The organism is Aureibaculum koreense (assembly GCF_034296135.1).
In the GTDB taxonomy this organism is placed as follows: Bacteria; Bacteroidota; Bacteroidia; order Flavobacteriales; family Flavobacteriaceae; genus Aureibaculum.
Map to the genome: position 1 here is coordinate 11,830 of NZ_JAXKVV010000012.1, position 20,715 is coordinate 32,544.

Here is a 20,715-nt window from a genome sequence, read left to right on the forward strand (position 1 = left end):
ATTTCAGTATGCCCAAACGCTGTTTTAAATTTTAGAGAATTTTTAAGGGCGTAGGGGTTATGTGGTTCAGTAAAATTCGGAATATTAAACGTTTAATAAATACGTCAAAAGTAGGGGATCCTTTGAGGCTGAATTATCACTCGAACTACGCATTATAATTATTTTCTAAATGAAATAACAAAAATCCGCAGGATAAATTTTCACTTATGAAACAAACCTTTATGATTCTGTTGCTTTTGGCAACCTTTAAACTTTCTGCACAAATTAAATTAGAAGGTGTCGTAAAAGATACGGTTGGACAGCCTTTAGAATTAGCCAATGTTATTGCAATAAACCAAGAAACCAATAAGTTGGATGCTTATGCCATCACCAACGACAAAGGACGTTTTAAACTCAATTTGAATGCAAATTCATTTTATAAAATCCAAATTAGCTTTATTGGTTTTAAAACTTTTGAGGATGTCATCTCAACAAAGGAAATAGATATTGACAGGGATTTTTCCTTAAAAGGTGATAATACGCTTGATGAAGTGGAGCTTACCTACGAAATGCCAGTTACCATAAAAGGCGATACCATAGTTTATAACGCTGATTCTTTTAAAAGCGGTACAGAACGTAAGTTAGAAGATGTGCTTAAAAAAATGCCCGGTGTTGAGATCGATGATGATGGCAACATTGAAATAGAAGGAAAAAAAGTGTCAAAGGTGATGGTTGAGGGTAAAGAGTTTTTTGATGGCGATAGTAAATTGGCCACAAAAAACATACCTTCAAATGCAGTTGATAAAGTTCAGGTATTAAAAAATTATGCAGAAGTTGGTCAGTTGAGCAGTGTAACCAATAATCAAGATAATATTGCCATTAACATCAAATTAAAAGAGGGCAAGAATAAGTTTTGGTTTGGAGACATTACCGCTGGCGGAGGGTTTGCCCCGGATAGCGAATTGTATTTGGCACAACCCAAATTGTTTTATTACAGTCCAACATACAGTATAAATTTTATCGGAGATATTAATAATATTGGGGAAATCGCTTTTACCCGTCGTGATTATTTCAACTTTACGGGTGGTTTTAGAGCTCCAAGTAGGGGTAGCGGAACAAGTCTTAATTTAGGGGATAATAGTATTGGTTTTTTGTTAAATCAAAATAATAGGGCTAAAGAAATCAATACTAAATTTGGAGCGGCTAATTTTAGTTATGCCCCAAAAAAGACATTGGATATTAGTGGCTTTGCTATTTTTTCTAGTGCCAGAACAGAATTGCAAGAAAACAATTCTGTACAATATACCAATACTGATTTAGGAATTCCAGATGAAAACACAGAAAGTGCAACATCCCAAAAAAGTGATTTGGGCATGTTAAAGCTAAGTGCAAAATACAAACCAAATGTAAACAATCAATTGGATTACGATATTTTAGGACGATTGTCAAAGGAATCGCAAGATCAAAACTTTTTTTCATCCGTAATAGGTAATATTAATCAGTTGGAAAATTCAAATCCTTATAGTATCAACCAGAACTTGAATTATTATTATACGTTAAACGAAAAGAATATTTTTGCGTTAGAAGTGCAACATTTACTAAAAGATGAAGATCCTTTTTACAATGCCATTTTAGAAGATAAAGAAAACTATGAAGGTACTGCAAATAGCTTAGGGCTGCTAGATGGTGGTCAGATGGGTTACAATATTTCTCAAGAAAAACGGGTGAAGTCCAATCAATTAGATGCTAAATTAGATTATTGGTATGTTATCAACCCCAAAAGCGATATCAATTTTACTCTCGGTTCGATGTTTAGCAACCAGCAATTTGACTCTGATATTTTTCAGCTTTTTAGTGATACCAATTATTTTTATAATCCTACTCCTACAATAAATGACGGAATTGATTCTAACGATGTTAATTATACTTTTAACGATACCTATTTAGGAATCCACTATCGTTTTAAAACGGGTATTTTCACTTTTACGCCCGGTATTTCTGCCCATACCTATAGTACAAAAAACGAGCAATTGGGTACTGAATATAAGGATAATTTCTTCAGAATATTGCCCGATTTTAATACACGGATTCAACTTAAAAAGAGTGAGCAAATTATTTTCAATTATAGAATGCAAAATCAATTTACTGATGTTAATAATTTGGCAAAAGGTTTGGTGTTGAATAATTATAATTCTATTTTTTCAGGAAATCCAGAGTTGGAAAATGCGTTGTCGCATAATTTGAATCTGTCTTATTTTAGTTTTAATCTGTTCAATTACACTAATGTTTTTGCTAACATAAATTATACTAATTCTATTGATAGAATTAGAACTTCGGGCAGTTTTGAGCCTGGTAGTGTAGTAAGGGTTAGCTCTCCGTTTAACTCTGAGTTTGCAGATGAAAGTGTAACCGCTAATGGTAGGTTCCAACGTAGTTTTGGTAAATTTAGAGCTACAGTTCGTGGTAGTTTTAATTATAATAAGTTCAATCAGTTTATTAACAGCAATCGTTCTGTTAATGAAAATTACACACAAAATTATACTGCTGAACTACGTACTAATTTTAGAGAAGCTCCAAATTTTGAAATCAGCTATAATTACAGAATACAAGATAACGACCAAGGAGCGAACAGAACGAAGTTTTATACAAATGTACCGAGATTAGGTTTTGATGCTTTGATTTTTAAAACATTTACTTTTAAGACAGATTATACCTATACCAATTTTAAGGACGAAGATAGAACCATTAATAATTATCAGTTTTGGGATGCTTCGTTATCCTATCGAAAAAATCAAGATAGCAAATGGGAGTTTGAGCTAAAAGCGAGCAATTTATTAGATACAAAATCGCAAAACAGCAGTTCTAGTTCCGATATTTCTGTAAGAGCTACTGAATACTTTATCCAACCTAGATTTACTACGTTTAGAGTTAGGTACAACTTGTAGCAAATTCCAAAAAAATTTAAATTCCAAATTCCAAAAATTTAGAAGTTTACACACTAAATATCATCGTGTATTTGCCCTTCCCTTTGGGAAGGGTTGGGATGGGAATTTTTATTATTACCATTCAAATATATTTTGTAAATTCAGCCATTCTAATAATAATTAAACGAATCCTACAAAATGAAAAAACTATTTAATTTCTGCTTTATAGCTATAATGCTACTAAGCGTTAGTATTACTGCACAAGAAAAAGATCCTGTCATAGAGAATATCATTAAAGAAGCTAATGAAAACTCACAATTAGAGCGATTAGCACATGAACTTTTAGATGTAGTAGGTCCTAGACTTGTAGGTACCCCTCAAATGGAACATGCTAGTAAATGGGCAATAGAACAATATGCTAAATGGGGAATTGAGGCAAGAAAAGAAAACTATGGTACATGGCGTGGATGGGAACGTGGAATTACTCATATTGACATGGTATCACCTCGTGTACAATCACTAGATGGTACTCAATTAGCCTGGAACCCAAGTACAGGAAAAAAAGGTGTTACAGCCGAGGCAATTACAATGCCAAACTTTGCCGATGAAGCAGCTTTTAAAGCTTGGTTACCAAGTGTGAAAGGAAAATTAGTATTGATCTCAATGAACCAACCAACAGGACGTCCAGATTATAACTGGGAAGAATTTGCAACTGAAGAATCTTTTCAAAAAATGAAGGATGGACGTGATGAAATGTTAAGGGAATGGAGAGCAAATATTCGCAGAACAGGGTATAATACACGTACTATTATTGCCGCTTTAGAAGAAGCAGGTGCTGCAGGTCTTGTGGCGTGTAACTGGTCTAGGGGTTTTGGAGTTAATAAAATATTTAGTGCTAGAACCAAAAAGATTCCTACAGTAGATATAGAATTAGAAGATTATACTATGTTATATAGATTAGCAGAGTCTGGAAACAAACCAGAGCTTAAAATAGTTGCAGAATCTAAAGAACTAGGTGAAGTACCAGCGTTTAATACTATTGGAGAAATTAAAGGAAGCGAAAAACCTGATGAGTACGTTGTACTATCTGCACATTTCGATTCTTGGGATGGTGGAACAGGAGCAACCGATAATGGCACAGGAACATTAGTAATGTTAGAAGCTATGCGTTTATTAAAGAAATTTTACCCTAACCCAAAGCGTACTATTATTGTAGGCCATTGGGGTAGCGAAGAACAAGGCTTAAATGGTTCCAGAGCTTTTGTTGAAGATCATCCAGAGATCGTAAAGAACGTACAAGCATTATTTAACCAAGATAATGGTACTGGACGTGTTGTAAACATTTCAGGATCTGGATTTTTACACTCTTACGATTATTTATCACGTTGGCTAAATGCTGTGCCAAGAAGTATTACAGATCATATAGAAACCAGTTTTCCGGGAAGTCCAAGTACGGGAGGAACAGACCATGCATCGTTTTTAGCGGCTGGTGCACCCGCATTTAATTTAAGTGCTTTAAACTGGTCATACTGGGACTACACATGGCATACAAATCGTGATACTTACGATAAAATAGTTTTTGATGATGTTCGTAATAATGCTATCCTAACGGCTATTTTAGCTTATAAGGCATCTGAAGATCCAGAAAGGGTCTCAAATGAGAAAATGGTTATGCCAATTAATCCAGGCACGGGAGAACGTCGCGAATGGCCTACTCAAAGATCACCAACTAGAAAAGGTGGGTTAGACGATAATTAGTAGTGTCATTTTATATAAAATGAAAAGCCTTCTTGTCACGAGAAGGCTTTTTAAATTTAATAACGGTAAGTAGATAGTTAGCTATTCTAGATTTTTATTTTTTCAATGATGTCAGGTTGAGACTTTCGTCAGGCTCAAGGCAGGCGAAGTCGAAACTTATTCTTTAACTAGGGGTAGTTCTCGACTCCGCTATCATTGACACCTTTTGTAATGTGTTAATATTCTAATTGTTACAATTTTGTTCTAATATCCTCTCATAGCCCTCTAAAAGAGGGAAATTCGTGGGAATTGTTTTTCTAACCATTCCATTCACATTAATATTCGTGTACCTGCCCGACCAGCAGGCGGGCTTGAAAAAAGGGGAGGACTTTTCAATTATAATTTTACAATTTCATTATGCCAATTCTTCCACTTGATATCTCTATATTTTATTCAACAAATGTTGAATTAAGATTCAGAAAGTTTTACAGTGCAATTTTTTAAAGTATAGAAATATTCATCGCCTTCTTTTACTAAATATAGGTTGCCCGTAACGGTAACAATGTCATCGGTTTTAAATTTTGATTTTTCGTTTAGAAAATTCTCAAGATCAACAACCGTTTCAGGACCAACACCGGTACAAAAAAAGCAATTTTCAAAAGGAAATCTTGACAGCATGTACCACAAAGAATCTGCACCTAAATCTAAAAAATAGCCTCTAATGGTAACTTTTTTTCCTTCAACATCTTTTAGGGATATTGTTTTTTTATCGTCACTTTCCTTAGAAAGAACATCTTCGTAAAATTCGGAAGTTGCTTTTTTATCGTCACTTTTGTTAGTTAACATTTCTTTGCGATATACGGTAGTGAGTTCTTTCCAAGTTATTTTTTCTTGACTAAAAGCAGTAGTGTAAAATATAGTAAAAAGTAAAAGAAACAATACAGATTTAACTTTCATGACTTATAATTTTAGAAATATCCATTTTAAATATTGGACGAATAGCTATTAATGTTGCAATAATAATTATGCCAAATATAAACAATAACAATTCTAATATGTCATTTTGGTATTTTAATAAATAGATCTGTTGTTTATAAGTGTCTTTAATTAAAGAAATTATAGTTTGTAAACCAAGCGTAGCTAATAAAACACCTAGGAAAAAACTAAAAACTCCAACTAATAAACCTTCAGAAAATACAAGTAAAATCAAGGTATTTCTACTGGCACCATAGGTTCTGATTAATGCCAATTCTTTAGCCCTTTCTTTTACCATTCTATATAAGCTAACAAACATACTTATACCAGAAACTAATAGAATGGAAAGAGCAATCCAAGTAATGGCTTTTGTGCCTATTGCCGTAAATTGAAAAAGTTTATCTAGCTGATATTTTGGTAATGCTGCTTGAAATGGGGTGTTTTCATTAATATTCCTTGGTAGGAATAGTAAGCCTCTTTTGTTTTTAAACTTTATTAATAATGCTGTAATGTCTTCGTCGTCATGATTGTGATCATGGTTGTCATTCTCATCTTCATGCTCATGGAGATGCCAAATTGTTTCTAGCTTTGTTAAAATTAATCGATCAATAACATTTTGTGTAGGCTTTAAAATTCCTACAACTTTAAGAGGATGTTCATCATGACTTTCAACAGCGTTTTCAATCATTCCATGCGAGCTGTAAAGTGTATCTCCAATGTTTAAGTTCAAGTTTTCAGAAACCGCATAACCTATAACAATTTCATTGGTTGTATTGAACATAGAACCAGTTTCTATACTGGTTTTATGTAAATCGACAAAACCAACAGAAGTACCAACAATTTTATAGCCTTTATAATTATCGCCAATTGCAATTGGAATAGCACTTCCGATGTACTTGTTTTGTGCAATCTTTTTTGCTTCATTATAAGAAATATTTCCAGTAGGATTGTCAATATGTAAAACAGCAGAAAGTACTAATTGTAACGGACTTCCTTTAGCACCAACAACCATATCAACCCCGTTTAAACTCTGCTGTAATTGAGATTCGAAAACTTTGTTCAGTTGTTTCACTCCAAGGAGCAGTCCAATACTTAAAGAAAGTATTAAAATTGTTAAAAAAGTTTGTAACGGTTTGGCAATAATATTTTTATAACTAAGCTTTACAATGTTCATAAAACAATAGTATTAGTAAATGAATTCTTTATACGTTGATCATGAGTGATGATAATCAAATTCGCATTCGATTTTTTTGCTTGACTTTTCAATAAATCAATTACTAATTCACAATTTTCATCATCTAAACTTGAAGTAGGTTCATCTGCAAGAATAATATCTGGTTTATGAATAACACCTAAAGCAATCCCTAAACGTTGCAATTGACCGGTACTTAGCGTATTCGGTTTTTGGTTTTTTACAGAAACCAAATCTAATTGTTCTAATATCTTTTCAATTGCTTCTTTTTGCTTGGAAATACCACTAAAATATAATCTAGCTTGTAAGTTTTCGTAAACGGTCAATGAGGAAACTGCAATGGTATTTTGAAAAACAATACCAATATGCTTTCCCCTAAAAGCATCTAATTTTTTACTGCCCATACTGGTGATATTGGTGTCGTTGATGAAAATATTACCATTATCCGGACTTAAAATTCCTGCCAATAAATGTAAAAGAGTGGTCTTGCCAATACCAGATTTACCCAGAACTAATAATGACTGACTATTGCATAACGTAATATCAGGAAAATTGAAAGAAGATTCTTTAGTATAAGAAAAAGTAACATCTACTGTTTTTAGCATAAAAACTTTATAAGAGTGTAAATATATTAAGTTTTAATATTTATAAAGGTAGTTTATAAATAAATGTAGCCATTTTAACCTATTAGGCAAGCGAAGACAAACAGTCAACACTTAAATATAAAATTGTCTTACCTGTTAGTAAAAGAACTGATGAGCAAATGGAATGGCCTACGCCGAGGTCTACTAAACGAAAAGGGATGATTGAGGAAAAATAGTTGGCAGTATTCATTTGGTAGCGAAAAATAAAAAACCTTCTCGCTTTGGGAAGGTTTTTTGTGGATTTGCTATGGGATATTCTTTCGTTTATGTAATCAAAAAAAATTATAAGCTAACTATTTCAATTCCTGTTGGTTGGGAGTTTTTAACTCCAAAATACCATCTCTTTCGATTGTTATTATCCAATCCAGAAAACAAAACCTCATAGTTTTTACTATTTTGCAGCCTCTCAAAATTAATATTTGCACCTACTATTTTTCTGGTATTTTTTGGTGTATATTGAATTGGAAATCTGTCTTTAAAACTTTGAATATCTTTTTTTTCTTTTGAACCTACATCGCAAAACCAAACTTCAAAATTTCGGTCATATAATTTTCCATATCCCGGAAAATTATCCTCAAATCCTAATTCATACCACTTTTCAGATTTTCTGTAGATAATTTCCCAGTCAGGGTCAACAGTTTCTTCTATCTCCCTGACATATTTGGCAGAATCCCCTAAAAATGTTACTTCACGTTTGATAGTCCTTTTCATTTTAAAGTTTTTTTGCTTGATTTCTTTTAGTGTAATTTCCGTTTCCCTATTCTTCTCACTTAATTTTGAAACAAAGATTCCAATGATAATAATTGCTCCTATAATTATATATATCATTTCGTCGTATAGATTTTGAGTTAATGCCCAATATTTTAGTAATTAAATCGTTTTACTTTTTTTAACAAGGATCGATAATTTTCAATAATCCTGAACTAAAACCTCAGTAGGAATATGTAGTGTGCTATTTAATTTTCTAATCATATCCAAAGTCAGTTTACGCTTTTTGTTAAGAATTTCACTAACCCTGCTTTTAAATCCCATTATATCTGCCAAATCTTTTTGTTTCATTCCCATTTGTTCCATTCGGAATTTAATGGCTTCAATGGGGTCTGGCATACCGATAGGGAAATTTTCATTTTCATAACGGTCAATCAAGATGGATAGAATTTCCAATTCATCGCCATTTTTAGTTCCTTTATTTGCATCAAAAATTAGCTCAAGTCTTTCAAGTGCTTTTTGATAATCTTTTTCGTTTCTAATAGGTGTAATGTTCATAATTAAATGCTGTTTGCGTTTATTTTATCATATTCGGCGTGAGTTCCAATAAATCTAATCCAACATATTTGATACTCAAAGTTGAATTTTACAATCAGTCGGTAATTATTGCCTTTAATGTTGTAAACAATTCTATTGTCCTTTAAAATACTTGCACTAGGATACTCTTTTTTTAACTCATTTATAGTGTTCCATTCAGATTTTTCAGTTTCTCTGTACCACGATTTCAATTGTTCTTCGCAGTCGGCATGTTTTATCCAAAAATCGCGTAAAGTTCGTTTGGCAATTACCCTCACATCATTGTTGTTTGATACAAATATACAAAAAAGTTACCAAAATGGTAATAAATTTAAATTAAATGGAATTTTCTAAAATAATTTTATTGTCAAAATGATATTCTAAAAACATAAAAAAACCTCAAAGTTGATATACTTTGAGGTTTTAAATATAATTTCAATCGATTTTTAAAGTCCTTCCCTCTGGGAAGGATTTAGGATGGGATTAAAGGTTAAACGCTTCTTTCACCTTATCTACAAAATCTAATTTTTCCCAAGTAAACAATTCTACTTCTTTTTCAACCCTACCAGAGTATGGACTTTCAAAAATTTTGGTAATTGTTTGAGGTTCTTTGCCCATATGGCCATACGCGGCAGTTTCTAAATAAATCGGATTGCGTAGTTTTAAACGTTCTTCAATGGCTGCTGGTCGCATATCAAAAATATCGGCTGCTTTTTTAGCAATTTCTCCATCTGTAAAGTCCACTTTTGCAGTGCCATAAGTATTTATATAAATAGACGTAGGCTCAACAACACCAATAGCATAACTTACTTGTACTTCAACCTCATTGGCAACGCCAGCGGCTACCAAATTTTTGGCAATATGTCTAGACGCATAAGCTGCACTTCTATCTACTTTACTAGGGTCTTTCCCAGAGAAAGCACCACCACCATGAGCTCCTTTTCCACCATACGTATCCACTATAATTTTTCTTCCTGTTAATCCTGTGTCGCCATGTGGGCCACCAATTACAAATTTACCTGTAGGGTTTATATGGTAAGCAATATCATTATTAAACAACGCTTGAACTTTAGCAGGGAATAACTTTTTCACCCTGGGGATTAAAATAGAAACAATATCATTTTTAATTTTTGCCAACATTTTTTCGTCGTTAGCATCAAATTCATCGTGTTGAGTAGAAACCACTATAGCATCAATGCGTTGAGGTTTATTGTCATCACTATATTCAATAGTTACCTGGCTTTTAGCATCAGGGCGTAAATACGTAATCTCTTTATTCTCCCTTCTTAAGTCTGCCAAAACCTGCAATATTTTATGAGAAATATCCAAAGCCAAAGGCATATAATTTTCAGTTTCGTTTGTGGCATACCCAAACATCATTCCCTGGTCACCAGCTCCTTGTTCTTCTTTGGTAGCTCTATCTACACCGCGGTTAATATCTTGAGATTGCTCGTGAATCAATGAAATAACACCACAAGAATCACCCGAAAACTGATATTCACCTTTCGTGTATCCAATTTTGTTAATGACCTTCCTTGCAATTTCTTGAACGTCTAAATATGTTTCACTTTTAACCTCGCCGGCCAACACCACTTGACCAGTAGTTACTAAGGTTTCACAAGCTACTTTAGACTCAGGGTCAAAAGCCAAAAAATTGTCCAATAACGCATCGCTAATTTGGTCTGCAACTTTATCAGGATGCCCTTCTGAAACACTTTCCGATGTAAATAAATATGCCATAATACTATTATGTTTTGTAATAAAAAAAAGATTGCAAATGGGCTAAAGGAGTAGGATTACTGCTTTAGCATTTTTAAAGAGGTTGCAATCAGTCAAATTAATCCTCTGTATGGTGTTGTAAAAATTACTTTAACAACGCGGCAAAAGTACATTTATTTTTAGGCTAAAAAAATATTATCAATAAAAAATATATGTTAAAGTATTAATGACACTTTGCACTATTATGAGGTTAAATTAAAAAAATGTATTAAATATTTGGTTTTATTAAAATTCTTTTACAATATTTGCATCGTAAGTTCAATTACTTATTGAAATTGTTATCAAGAAAGGCAGAGGGATTAGACCCGTTGAAGCCTTAGCAACCCTTTAATCTTTAAAGAAGGTGCTAAATTCTACCATAAAGTTTAGAACTTTAGGATAGATAACTCAGATGAAATTACTTTCCGTAGTTTCTTTGTATTCTTAATAACATTTTTCTACTAAGTACACTATTAAAATGGTGCATTTGACTTTTAATTTAATTTATTAACTTAAAAAAGTAAGAAAAATGAGTACACAAAAATTAGCAACCAATGCGTTGCACGCAGGTCACGACACAACGGCAAATGGAGGTACAAGAGCTGTTCCTATTTATCAGACATCATCGTATGTTTTTAACGATACAGATCATGCCGCAAATTTATTTTCGTTAAAAGAATTAGGTTTTATCTATACACGATTAAATAATCCTACAAATGAAATTTTACAAACACGCTTAGCCGCAGTTGAAGGAGGTATTGGAGCAGTAGTTTTTGCATCAGGATCAGCTGCTATTTCTACAGGATTATTAACCTTATTAAAAGCGGGTGACCACATTGTAGCGTCTAGCAGTTTGTATGGTGGTACATTTAACCTGTTGAATGTTACTTTGCCAAGATTGGGTATTACAACCACATTTGTAGATGCATCAGACCCTGAAAATTTTGGAAAGGCGGTTAAAGAAAATACCAGGGCATTTTTTGTAGAGTCCTTAGGAAATCCTAAGTTAGATGTATTGGATTTAAAAGCAATTTCCAAAGAAGCAAAAGCGGCCAAAGTACCTTTTATTGTAGATAATACCGTAGCCACTCCGGCCTTATTAAACCCAATTGAATACGGTGCAAATCTCGTAATTCATTCACTTACCAAATATATAGGCGGACAAGGAACTTCTTTGGGAGGAGTTATAATCGATGCTGGTACTTTTGATTGGACCAACGGTAAATTCCCAGAATTTACGGAGCCATCTGCAGGTTATCATGGTTTAGTATATAGCGAAGCACTAGGTGCAGCGGCATTTACATTTAAGTTAATATTGGAAGGCTTACGTGATTTTGGTGGTGCTTTAAGTCCATTCAATGCTTTTCAAATCATACAAGGGTTGGAAACATTACCAGTAAGAATTAAACAACACAGTGCTAACGCTCTCGAATTGGCAACTTGGCTAGAAGGTAGAGAAGAGGTTACTTGGGTAAATTATCCAGGATTAAAAAGTAGTAAGTACAATGCACTAGCCAAAGAATATTTACCAAAAGGACAAAGCGGTTTGGTAACCTTTGGTGTAAAAGGCGGGTTTGAATCGGCCAAAAAAGTTACGGATGCTACTAAAATCTTTTCTTTGTTAGCAAATATTGGTGATACAAAATCACTTATAATTCATCCAGCAAGCACAACACACCAGCAATTAACTGAAGAGCAGCAGGAAGCAGCGGGCGTTACTCAAGATTTAATTCGTTTATCGGTTGGTTTGGAAGATATAGACGATTTAAAAAATGACCTTAAAGAAGCGTTTGCGAAGATTGATAAAAATGTATTAGCGTAGGCGATGTTGCATTGCAACATCGCCACAGCAATAAACAGTTGATAAATGCTACAAAAAACCATCATAAATAATTACACCACTCAATCAGGGTTTTCCTATAAGGAAATCCCTTTGAGTTATCAGACCTTTGGTAAGGAATTGCATTCCGCACCAATTGTGTTGGTCAACCATGCGTTGACAGGCAATAGTAATGTTGCCGGTAAAGATGGATGGTGGACTGATTTAGTGGGTGATGATAAGGTAATTGATACCCATAAATATACCGTCTTGGCATTTAATATTCCCGGTAATGGTTACGACGGATTTGTTATAGAAAATTACAAAGATTTTGTAGCTAGGGATATTGCCAGAATATTTTTATTGGGATTAGAACAGCTAAAAATAAAAAAGCTTTTTGCAATTATTGGAGGTTCCTTAGGTGGAGGAATTGCGTGGGAAATGGCCGTGCTTTCCCCTGAAATAACGGAACATTTAATTCCTGTTGCTACCGATTGGAAATCGACCGATTGGTTGATTGCCAATTGCCAAATCCAAGAGCAGTTTTTATTGAATTCTAAAAATCCCGTTCACGATGCTAGGATGCATGCCATGTTATGTTATAGAACACCCGAATCTTTTAAAGAACGTTTTCATCGGTCTAAAAATGAGGAACTGGATGTTTTTAATGTGGAAAGTTGGTTGCTGCACCACGGTAAAAAATTACAAGAACGTTTTCAGTTATCTGCTTATAAGTTGATGAATCAACTATTGAAAACCATTGATGCTTCAAAGGAAAACTCCGATGAAATTTTGGATACGATTTCTGCCAATATTCACTTAATAGGTGTCGATTCTGATTTATTTTTTACGGCGGAAGAGAATAGGGAAACACAACTGAAATTAGCTCAAACGCATCCAAATGTTACTTACAACGAAATTAATTCGGTACATGGACACGATGCTTTTTTAATAGAATTTGACCAATTAGAAAAAATTATTGAAGGCATTTTTAGACCTTCATCAGAAAATAAAAGAATGAAAATATTAAAGTTTGGAGGTAAATCTCTAGCCAATGGCGAGGGTATCAATAAAGTGGTTTCAATAATTGAGAATAAAGTAAACCAAGGTGATAAAATTGCTGTAGTGGTTTCCGCTAGGGGAAATGCCACCAATGAATTGGAGGCTATTCTTGAACAAGCAGTTAAGAATGAATCTTACAAGGAATCATTAGAGGCTTTTAAAAAATACCAACGAGATATTTACGATACTATTGATTTTACTGACGAATTTGCTACGCTCGATAAGCTTTTTAACGGCGTACAACTATTGGGAGATTATAGTCATAAAATTAAAGACCAAGTATTGGCTCAGGGAGAATTATTGTCTGTAAAATTACTTGCCAATGTTTTAAATGAGCATGGTGTTAAAACCAACATTACCGATGCCAGAACCTTAATTAAAACGGACGAAAATTTTGGTAATGCCCAACCAGTAGGCAAATTGTCAAAGGAAAACGTAATTGCTCATTTTAAGAAATTCAATGGGTCAACCGTAAATATTGTTACAGGATTTATTGCTTCCAATGAAAAGAACGAAACCACTACTTTGGGTAGAAACGGTAGTAATTTTACGGCTTCTTTATTGGCAAATTATTTAGATGCGGAAGAATTGCAGAACTACACTCATGTTGACGGAATTTATACCGCTAATCCCGATTTGGTAGCGGATGCTAGAAAAATTAAAGAACTTTCTTACAGCGAAGCCAATGAACTTGCAAATTTTGGTGCTACGATTTTACATGCTAAAACTATAATTCCCTTAATAGAAAAAAATATTAATCTAAGGATATTAAATACTTTTAATCCTGATGATGAAGGTACTTTGATCACCGCAAGGTCAAGTTCTAAAGGAATAAAATCATTATCGGTTCTAGAAAATAACGCATTGATAAATTTTGAAGGTCGTGGTTTGTTAGGTAGGGCAGGTGTTGATGCCCGAATTTTCAAGGCATTGGGCAATCAAGATATTAGTGTCAGTATTATTTCCCAAGGTTCATCTGAAAGGGGAATTGGTTTGGTGGTTGAAGCCGATAAAGCTACAAAAGCGGTGGTTGCTTTGGAACGTGAATTTGAAAGCGATTTTTACTCGCAAGATGTCAATAAAATAAGCGTGATTGATCAAGTTTCGGTAATTTCATTGATTGGAATCGATTTGAGTTCTTTCCACAAACCATTTAATTCGCTCATTAAAAACCAAGTGGTGCCTTTGTTATTTAACAATACCATTTCCGGAAAGAATGTTAGTATAGTGGTTAAAAAAGACCAATTGCATAAGGCGGTCAATGTTATCCATAGTGAGATTTTTGGAATTTCTAAAAAGATAAATATTGCTATTTTTGGTCATGGGTTGGTTGGCGGAACTTTGATTGACCAAATTATAAATTCTAAAGATGTTATTGAAGAACGGAAAGGTATAAAACTAAATGTATTTGCAGTTGCCAACTCAAGAAAAGTACTTTTTGACAGGAATGGAATTAAAGAAAGCTGGAAAAACGATATTACTTCGAAAGGAATAGGCTATGAAGTTGATGATGTAATCGCTTTTTCAAAACAACATCATTTGGAAAATTTAATTGCCATTGATAATACGGCTAGTAAAGATTTTGTTACTAATTATATTAAATTAGCTGAAAACGGATTTGATTTAGTTTCTTCAAATAAAATTGGAAACACTATTGGATTAGATTTTTACGAAGAGTTAAGAACGGTACTTGCAAAAAATCAAAAAAACTACCTTTACGAAACTAACGTAGGTGCAGGATTACCGTTGATTGATACCATTCAATTATTACACTTGTCCGGTGAAAATATTACACGAATCAGGGGTGTTTTTTCAGGATCGTTAAGTTATTTATTTAACCATTTTTCTGTTGAGGACAGGCCATTTAGTGTTATTTTAAAAGAAGCGATGGACAGCGGATTTACAGAACCTGATGCGAGAGAAGATTTGTGTGGAAACGATGTTGCACGGAAATTATTGATTTTAGCTAGAGAACTGGATTTAAAAAATGAGTTGGAAAATGTGAAAATTCAAAACTTAATTCCTGAAAATTTAAGACCAATTTCATCGGAAGAATTCTTAAATAGAATTACAGAATTAGATGAAGTTTATAAAAAAGTAAAACAAGACCAAAAACCTAATCATGTATTAAGATACGTTGGTGACTTATCAGGCGATTTATCTAAAGATGATGGAGCAACTTTAAAAGTAAAGTTAGATTCTGTTCCTGAAGATAGTCCATTAGGGCAAGTAAAAGGAAGTGATTCTATTTTCGAAATTTACACGGAATCATATGGCGAACAGCCTATTGTAATTCAAGGAGCAGGTGCTGGAGCAGCTGTTACCGCTAGAGGCGTTTTCGGCGATATTTTAAGGTTGACTGAAAAAATGCAATCCTAAAAAAGATCTGCAAGGTTTACAAAAACTTTTAGGTCAAAAATTTATAATGTAATTTATGAAAAACAAAAACTTCGAAACCGAAGCTATACGAACCCAAATAGAGCGTTCACAATTTCAAGAACATTCTAATCCGTTATACCTAACTTCCAGCTTTGTGTTTGAAGATGCAGAAGATATGCGTGCCTCTTTTGCTGAAGAAAAACAACGGAATATTTATAGCCGTTTTACCAATCCGAATACTTCAGAATTTACTGAAAAAATATGTAAAATGGAAGAGGCGGAAGACGGAGTTGCATTTGCAACAGGTATGTCTGCTGTATTTTCCACGTTTGCGGCACTATTAAACGCTGAAGACCATATTGTTTCTGCTCGATCCGTTTTTGGTTCTACACATACATTGTTTACCAAATTTTTACCAAAATGGAACATAACCACAAGCTATTTCAAAATTAGTGAGGTTGATAAAATTGAAAGTTTAATAAAACCTAATACTAAAATTTTATATGCAGAAAGTCCTACGAATCCTGCGGTTGATATATTAGATTTAGAGTTATTAGGTAAAATCGCCAAAAAGCACAATTTATTATTGGTAATTGATAATTGTTTTGCTACTCCTTATTTGCAGAACCCCATTAAATATGGAGCAGATTTGGTAATCCATTCTGCCACTAAATTAATTGACGGACAAGGTAGGGTTTTAGGCGGAATTACCGTTGGCAATGCAGATTTGATAAGGGAAATCTATTTATTTTCTAGAAATACCGGACCTGCATTATCACCATTTAACGCGTGGGTTTTGTCCAAAAGTTTAGAGACCTTGGCAGTTCGGGTAGATAAGCATTGTGAAAACGCCTTTAAGATTGCTGAATATTTAGAAAATCATAAGAATGTAAATTGGGTAAAATATCCATTTTTAAAATCACACCCACAATATAAAATTGCTAAAAAACAAATGAAGGCAGGGGGTAATATAGTGGCATTTGAAGTTAAAGGAGGTTTGGAATCCGGCAGAAAATTTTTAAATGCTTTACAATTATGCTCGTTATCAGCTAACTTAGGTGATACACGGACCATTGCAACACACCCTGCATCTACTACTCACAGTAAATTGAGTGTGGAGGATAGATTGGAGACAAGTATAACCGATGGATTGGTAAGAATATCGGTTGGATTAGAAAATGTAGAAGATATTATCAGTGATTTAGAACAAGCTCTAAATACCTAATTATTTTTAGTACTTTCGCAAAGTTATGCTTTCGAAAAAAACAAAATATGGAATAAAAGCTTTAACCTACTTGGCGAAGCAAGAAAATAGAAATCCTGTTCAAATAGCCACTATTTCTAAACACGAAAATATTTCTCTAAAATTTTTGGAAAGTATTCTGCTTACTTTACGAAAAAATGGATTTTTAGGCTCAAAAAAAGGCAAAGGAGGAGGTTATTATTTATTAAAAGATCCTAAAGAAATAAAAATGTCTTCTATAATGCGAATTTTGGAAGGCCCCATTGCCATGGTGCCTTGTGTAAGTTTAAACTTCTATGAAAAATGTAGTGACTGCCCGGACGAAGATGCTTGTGCGGTGCATAGATTAATGATTGAAATCAGGGATAGTGCTTTAAATGTCTTCAATAACAAATCATTGGCAGATTTAATTTCTTAATTAAAAGAACCAACAACATTTTTACTTAATATATTAATAAAGAAAATCTTTATTATTTCAGATTCCTTATTATTTTAATTCTTTTATTACTGAATATCTAAAAATAGACTAATCAGGTACTTTTTATAGTTAATTTTTATTGTTTTCTCAATAAATGCTATACATTTGCGTTAAAATCTACTAATCCGATAGGGTAAAAGGAATAAATAAAATCTAAGATGATAATCGATAGTTTTATAAATAACAAAGTGGAATCAAAAGAAAGCACTTCAGAAAACAAGGAAAAGATAAAACGGAGTCTTGCCAAAACTATTAGTTGGAGAGTAATTGGCACCCTAGATACCATTCTTATTTCATGGTTGATTACAGGAACGTTGACCTTGGCATTATCAATAGGATTTGTAGAATTGGTTACAAAAATGATTTTGTATTTCTTTCACGAAAGAGCTTGGAACAAAATAAAATGGGGAAAATAATGAAATTAAATATAGAAAACATTAATAAGGAGTTGCAAACAAAATCACCTATTCAAATTATTGAGTGGGCATTGTCAATAGCTAAGTCACCTGTAGTTACAACCAACTTTAGGCCCTATGAAGTAGCAATTTTGCACGCTGTATCTCAAGTTAACAATAATATAAAAGTGATTTGGTGTGATACAGGTTATAACACTCCTGACACTTATAGACATGCCGAAGATTTAATTGAAAAATTAGGTTTAAATATTCAATTATATGTTCCTAAACAAACTTCTGCTCATAGAGATGTAGTGTTAGGGATTCCGCAAATTGACGATCCAAAGCATAAAATATTTACTGAACAAGTTAAATTAGAACCATTTAAAAGGGCTATGGCAGAACATCAACCTGATGTTTGGTTCACTAATTTACGCAAAGGACAAACGGCTTTCAGAGATAGCATTGATATACTTTCTCAAGGTAACGATGGTGTTTTAAAAGTGAGTCCGTTTTATTATTATTCTGATGCTGAATTAGATCAATACCTTAAAGAAAATCAATTACCAAATCAATTCAACTATTTTGATCCAACTAAAGTATTGGAAAATAGGGAATGTGGTTTGCACGCATAAAAAATTTAGATATGAATATTGATACATCCAAAATAAACCCGTTAGAGAATGAAGCCATTTACATCATTAGAGAAGTGGCGGCACAGTTTGAAAAACCAGTATTATTATTTTCAGGCGGTAAAGATTCGATAACATTAGTAAGATTGGCTCAAAAAGCGTTTTATCCAGCTAAAATCCCTTTTCCGTTAATGCATATTGATACAGGTCATAATTTTCCAGAAACTATAGAATTCAGAGATAAATTGGTCAAAGAATTAGGTTTAGAACTTATAGTACGTAATGTTCAAGACTCTATTGATCAAGGTAAAGTTAAGGAAGAATCTGGTAAATATTCAAGTAGAAATATGTTACAAACTACTACTTTATTAGATGCCATTGAGGAATTTAAATTTGATGCTTGCATTGGTGGTGCTAGACGTGACGAGGAAAAAGCCAGAGCCAAAGAACGTATTTTTTCTGTCCGTGATGATTTTGGTCAATGGGATGAAAAAAATCAAAGACCAGAATTATTCGATATGTTAAATGGACAAATTGAAATAGGTCAAAACGTTCGTGTATTTCCGATTTCCAATTGGACGGAGCTAGATGTGTGGTCATATATAGAAAAAGAAAATATTGAAATTCCGTCAATTTATTTTGCTCATAAAAGGAAAATATTCTTACGCGACGGACTTATATGGTCACACTCAGACCACGTTTATCAAGAAGAGAATGAAGAGGTGCTGGAAAAAATAGTTCGTTTTAGAACCGTTGGTGATATGAGTTGTACAGCAGCTGTGCTTTCTGAAGCTTCAGATATTGCAACAGTTGTAGAAGAAATTAGAAATTCAAGTATTTCAGAAAGAGGAGCTCGTATTGATGACAAACGGTCAGAAGCTGCAATGGAAAAAAGAAAACAGCAGGGATATTTCTAAAAATAATTAGTAAAAAACTTAACACCTAATAATTAGCACATTAAAAATGGAAGTTTTAAAAATAGCAACAGCAGGGAGCGTAGATGATGGTAAGAGCACTTTAATAGGAAGACTTTTGTACGATACAAAATCTTTAACAGATGATAAATTAGAAGCCATTGAAAGAACAAGTAAGCAAAAAGGTTATGATTATCTTGATTTTTCTTTAGCTACTGATGGTTTAGTGGCAGAACGAGAACAAGGTATAACTATAGATGTTGCCCATATTTATTTTTCTACAGACACCAAAAGTTATATAATTGCAGATACACCTGGACATGTTGAATATACCAGAAATATGGTTACTGGAGCGTCAACTTCTCAAGCGGCAATTATTTTAATTGATGCCAGAAAAGGAGTTATAGAACAGACCAATCGACATTTTTTTATCAATAATTTATTGAGGATTAAAGAAGTTGTGGTGGCTATTAATAAAATGGATTTAGTTGATTTTTCAGAGGAAACTTATAATAGAATTAAAGCCGATTTTGAAGTCCTAAGAAGTAAACGAGATTATCGAGATCAAAAAATAACTTTTATTCCCGTAAGTGCTTTAAAAGGAGATAATGTGGTTCATAAATCTGAAAATACACCATGGTACAATGGTGAAACATTATTGGAACATTTGGAAGGAATTGAGCTTCAAGATATTTATAATGTAGGTACACCTAGATTTCCAGTACAATATGTTATCAGACCAAAAACAGATGAATTTCATGATTTTAGAGGCTATGCAGGTAAAGTTTATGGTGGAGAATTAAGTGTTGGTGATGAAATAGTTGCATTGCCTTCACAAACAAGATCAAAAATTAAAGAGATATTTTTTTATGATAAAAAATATCAAAAGGCATCTCGAAGATCTTCTGTAACAATTACATTAGAAGATGATATTAATGTTAGTAGAGGCGATATGTTGGTAAAATTAAATGATTTACCTACAATCGATAAACAATTTACCGCCACTATTTCTTGGATGGATTCTCAGCAATTAACTGCCGGAAACAAATATGTGTTGCAACATGGCGTCAATAAGGTGTTGGCGAAAGTAGATACCATTCATCACAGAATAAATCCTGATTACTCAGGTATTGAATCAGAAATTGAAGGATTAGCAATGAATGATATTGCTTCAGTATCATTTAAACTTAACAAGCCAATATACTTTGATAAATTTGAAAATCATCGTACAAATGGTTCATTTATATTAATCGATTCTCAGTCAAATCATACCGTAGGGGCTGGATTTATCCAATAGAAA

At 33.3% G+C, this 20,715-nt stretch carries 17 protein-coding genes and 1 riboswitch; of the genes, 10 read left to right on the plus strand and 7 right to left on the minus strand.

Annotation, left to right across the window (positions count from 1 at the left end):
- Positions 1–206: 206 nt before the first annotated feature.
- Together UMM65_RS11265 and UMM65_RS11270 are read left to right on the plus strand one after the other, a co-directional pair.
- Complete coding sequence (locus UMM65_RS11265; RefSeq protein ID WP_321976650.1) at positions 207–2,924, plus strand: TonB-dependent receptor; 2,718 nt, start codon at positions 207–209, stop codon at positions 2,922–2,924.
- 177 nt (positions 2,925–3,101) lie between these two features.
- Complete coding sequence (locus UMM65_RS11270; protein ID WP_321976651.1) at positions 3,102–4,661, plus strand: M20/M25/M40 family metallo-hydrolase; 1,560 nt, start codon at positions 3,102–3,104, stop codon at positions 4,659–4,661.
- Positions 4,662–5,108: 447 nt separating this feature from the next.
- Here the strand turns inward: UMM65_RS11270 and UMM65_RS11275 are convergent, their stop codons facing one another.
- The 7 genes from UMM65_RS11275 to metK all read right to left on the minus strand — a co-directional run bounded on the left by UMM65_RS11275 (position 5,109) and on the right by metK (position 10,475).
- Complete coding sequence (locus UMM65_RS11275; RefSeq protein ID WP_321976652.1) at positions 5,109–5,597, minus strand: hypothetical protein; 489 nt, start codon at positions 5,595–5,597, stop codon at positions 5,109–5,111.
- Positions 5,587–6,789, minus strand: coding sequence for an ABC transporter permease (locus tag UMM65_RS11280; RefSeq protein ID WP_321976653.1), 1,203 nt, complete (start codon positions 6,787–6,789; stop codon positions 5,587–5,589). The genes UMM65_RS11275 and UMM65_RS11280 overlap by 11 nt, the downstream gene beginning before the upstream one ends.
- On the minus strand, positions 6,786–7,412 hold the full coding sequence (locus UMM65_RS11285) for an ABC transporter ATP-binding protein (protein ID WP_321976654.1): 627 nt from the start codon (positions 7,410–7,412) through the stop codon (positions 6,786–6,788). Before UMM65_RS11285 ends, UMM65_RS11280 begins: the two co-directional genes overlap by 4 nt.
- 321 nt (positions 7,413–7,733) lie before the next feature.
- A complete protein-coding gene (locus tag UMM65_RS11290; RefSeq protein ID WP_321976656.1) occupies positions 7,734–8,279 on the minus strand; it encodes a hypothetical protein in 546 nt (181 codons plus the stop codon).
- A gap of 81 nt (positions 8,280–8,360) precedes the next feature.
- Positions 8,361–8,717 (minus strand): helix-turn-helix domain-containing protein, encoded by a 357-nt coding sequence (locus UMM65_RS11295; RefSeq protein WP_321976657.1) that lies wholly within the window; start codon positions 8,715–8,717, stop codon positions 8,361–8,363.
- A gap of 2 nt (positions 8,718–8,719) precedes the next feature.
- Positions 8,720–9,013: a type II toxin-antitoxin system HigB family toxin gene (locus UMM65_RS11300; protein WP_321976658.1), complete on the minus strand. Its 294-nt coding sequence runs from the start codon at positions 9,011–9,013 to the stop codon at positions 8,720–8,722.
- Positions 9,014–9,218: 205 nt separating this feature from the next.
- On the minus strand, positions 9,219–10,475 hold the full coding sequence (gene metK / locus UMM65_RS11305) for a methionine adenosyltransferase (RefSeq protein ID WP_321976659.1): 1,257 nt from the start codon (positions 10,473–10,475) through the stop codon (positions 9,219–9,221).
- A 314-nt stretch (positions 10,476–10,789) separates the two neighbouring features.
- A riboswitch (SAM riboswitch) is annotated at positions 10,790–10,903 on the plus strand.
- 119 nt (positions 10,904–11,022) lie between these two features.
- Between metK and UMM65_RS11310 the strand changes: the two genes are divergently transcribed.
- The 8 genes from UMM65_RS11310 to UMM65_RS11345 all read left to right on the plus strand — a co-directional run bounded on the left by UMM65_RS11310 (position 11,023) and on the right by UMM65_RS11345 (position 20,712).
- Entirely contained in the window at positions 11,023–12,315 is a 1,293-nt protein-coding gene (locus tag UMM65_RS11310) for an O-acetylhomoserine aminocarboxypropyltransferase/cysteine synthase family protein (RefSeq protein ID WP_321976660.1), read from the plus strand.
- Positions 12,316–12,360: 45 nt separating this feature from the next.
- Entirely contained in the window at positions 12,361–15,753 is a 3,393-nt protein-coding gene (thrA, locus tag UMM65_RS11315; RefSeq protein ID WP_321976661.1) for a bifunctional aspartate kinase/homoserine dehydrogenase I, read from the plus strand.
- Positions 15,754–15,808: 55 nt separating this feature from the next.
- Positions 15,809–16,978 carry a trans-sulfuration enzyme family protein gene (locus UMM65_RS11320; protein ID WP_321976662.1) on the plus strand — a complete coding sequence of 390 codons (1,170 nt, stop codon included), beginning with the start codon at positions 15,809–15,811 and terminating at the stop codon, positions 16,976–16,978.
- A 25-nt stretch (positions 16,979–17,003) separates the two neighbouring features.
- Complete coding sequence (locus UMM65_RS11325; RefSeq protein ID WP_321976663.1) at positions 17,004–17,414, plus strand: RrF2 family transcriptional regulator; 411 nt, start codon at positions 17,004–17,006, stop codon at positions 17,412–17,414.
- 218 nt (positions 17,415–17,632) lie between these two features.
- A complete protein-coding gene (locus UMM65_RS11330; RefSeq protein ID WP_321976664.1) occupies positions 17,633–17,890 on the plus strand; it encodes a DUF2061 domain-containing protein in 258 nt (85 codons plus the stop codon).
- Positions 17,890–18,504: a phosphoadenosine phosphosulfate reductase domain-containing protein gene (locus tag UMM65_RS11335; RefSeq protein ID WP_321976665.1), complete on the plus strand. Its 615-nt coding sequence runs from the start codon at positions 17,890–17,892 to the stop codon at positions 18,502–18,504. Before UMM65_RS11330 ends, UMM65_RS11335 begins: the two co-directional genes overlap by 1 nt.
- Before the next feature lie 11 nt (positions 18,505–18,515).
- Positions 18,516–19,418, plus strand: coding sequence for a sulfate adenylyltransferase subunit CysD (gene cysD / locus UMM65_RS11340; RefSeq protein WP_321976666.1), 903 nt, complete (start codon positions 18,516–18,518; stop codon positions 19,416–19,418).
- 46 nt (positions 19,419–19,464) lie between these two features.
- Positions 19,465–20,712 (plus strand): sulfate adenylyltransferase subunit 1, encoded by a 1,248-nt coding sequence (locus UMM65_RS11345; protein WP_321976667.1) that lies wholly within the window; start codon positions 19,465–19,467, stop codon positions 20,710–20,712.
- The last annotated feature ends 3 nt before the right edge of the window (positions 20,713–20,715 follow it).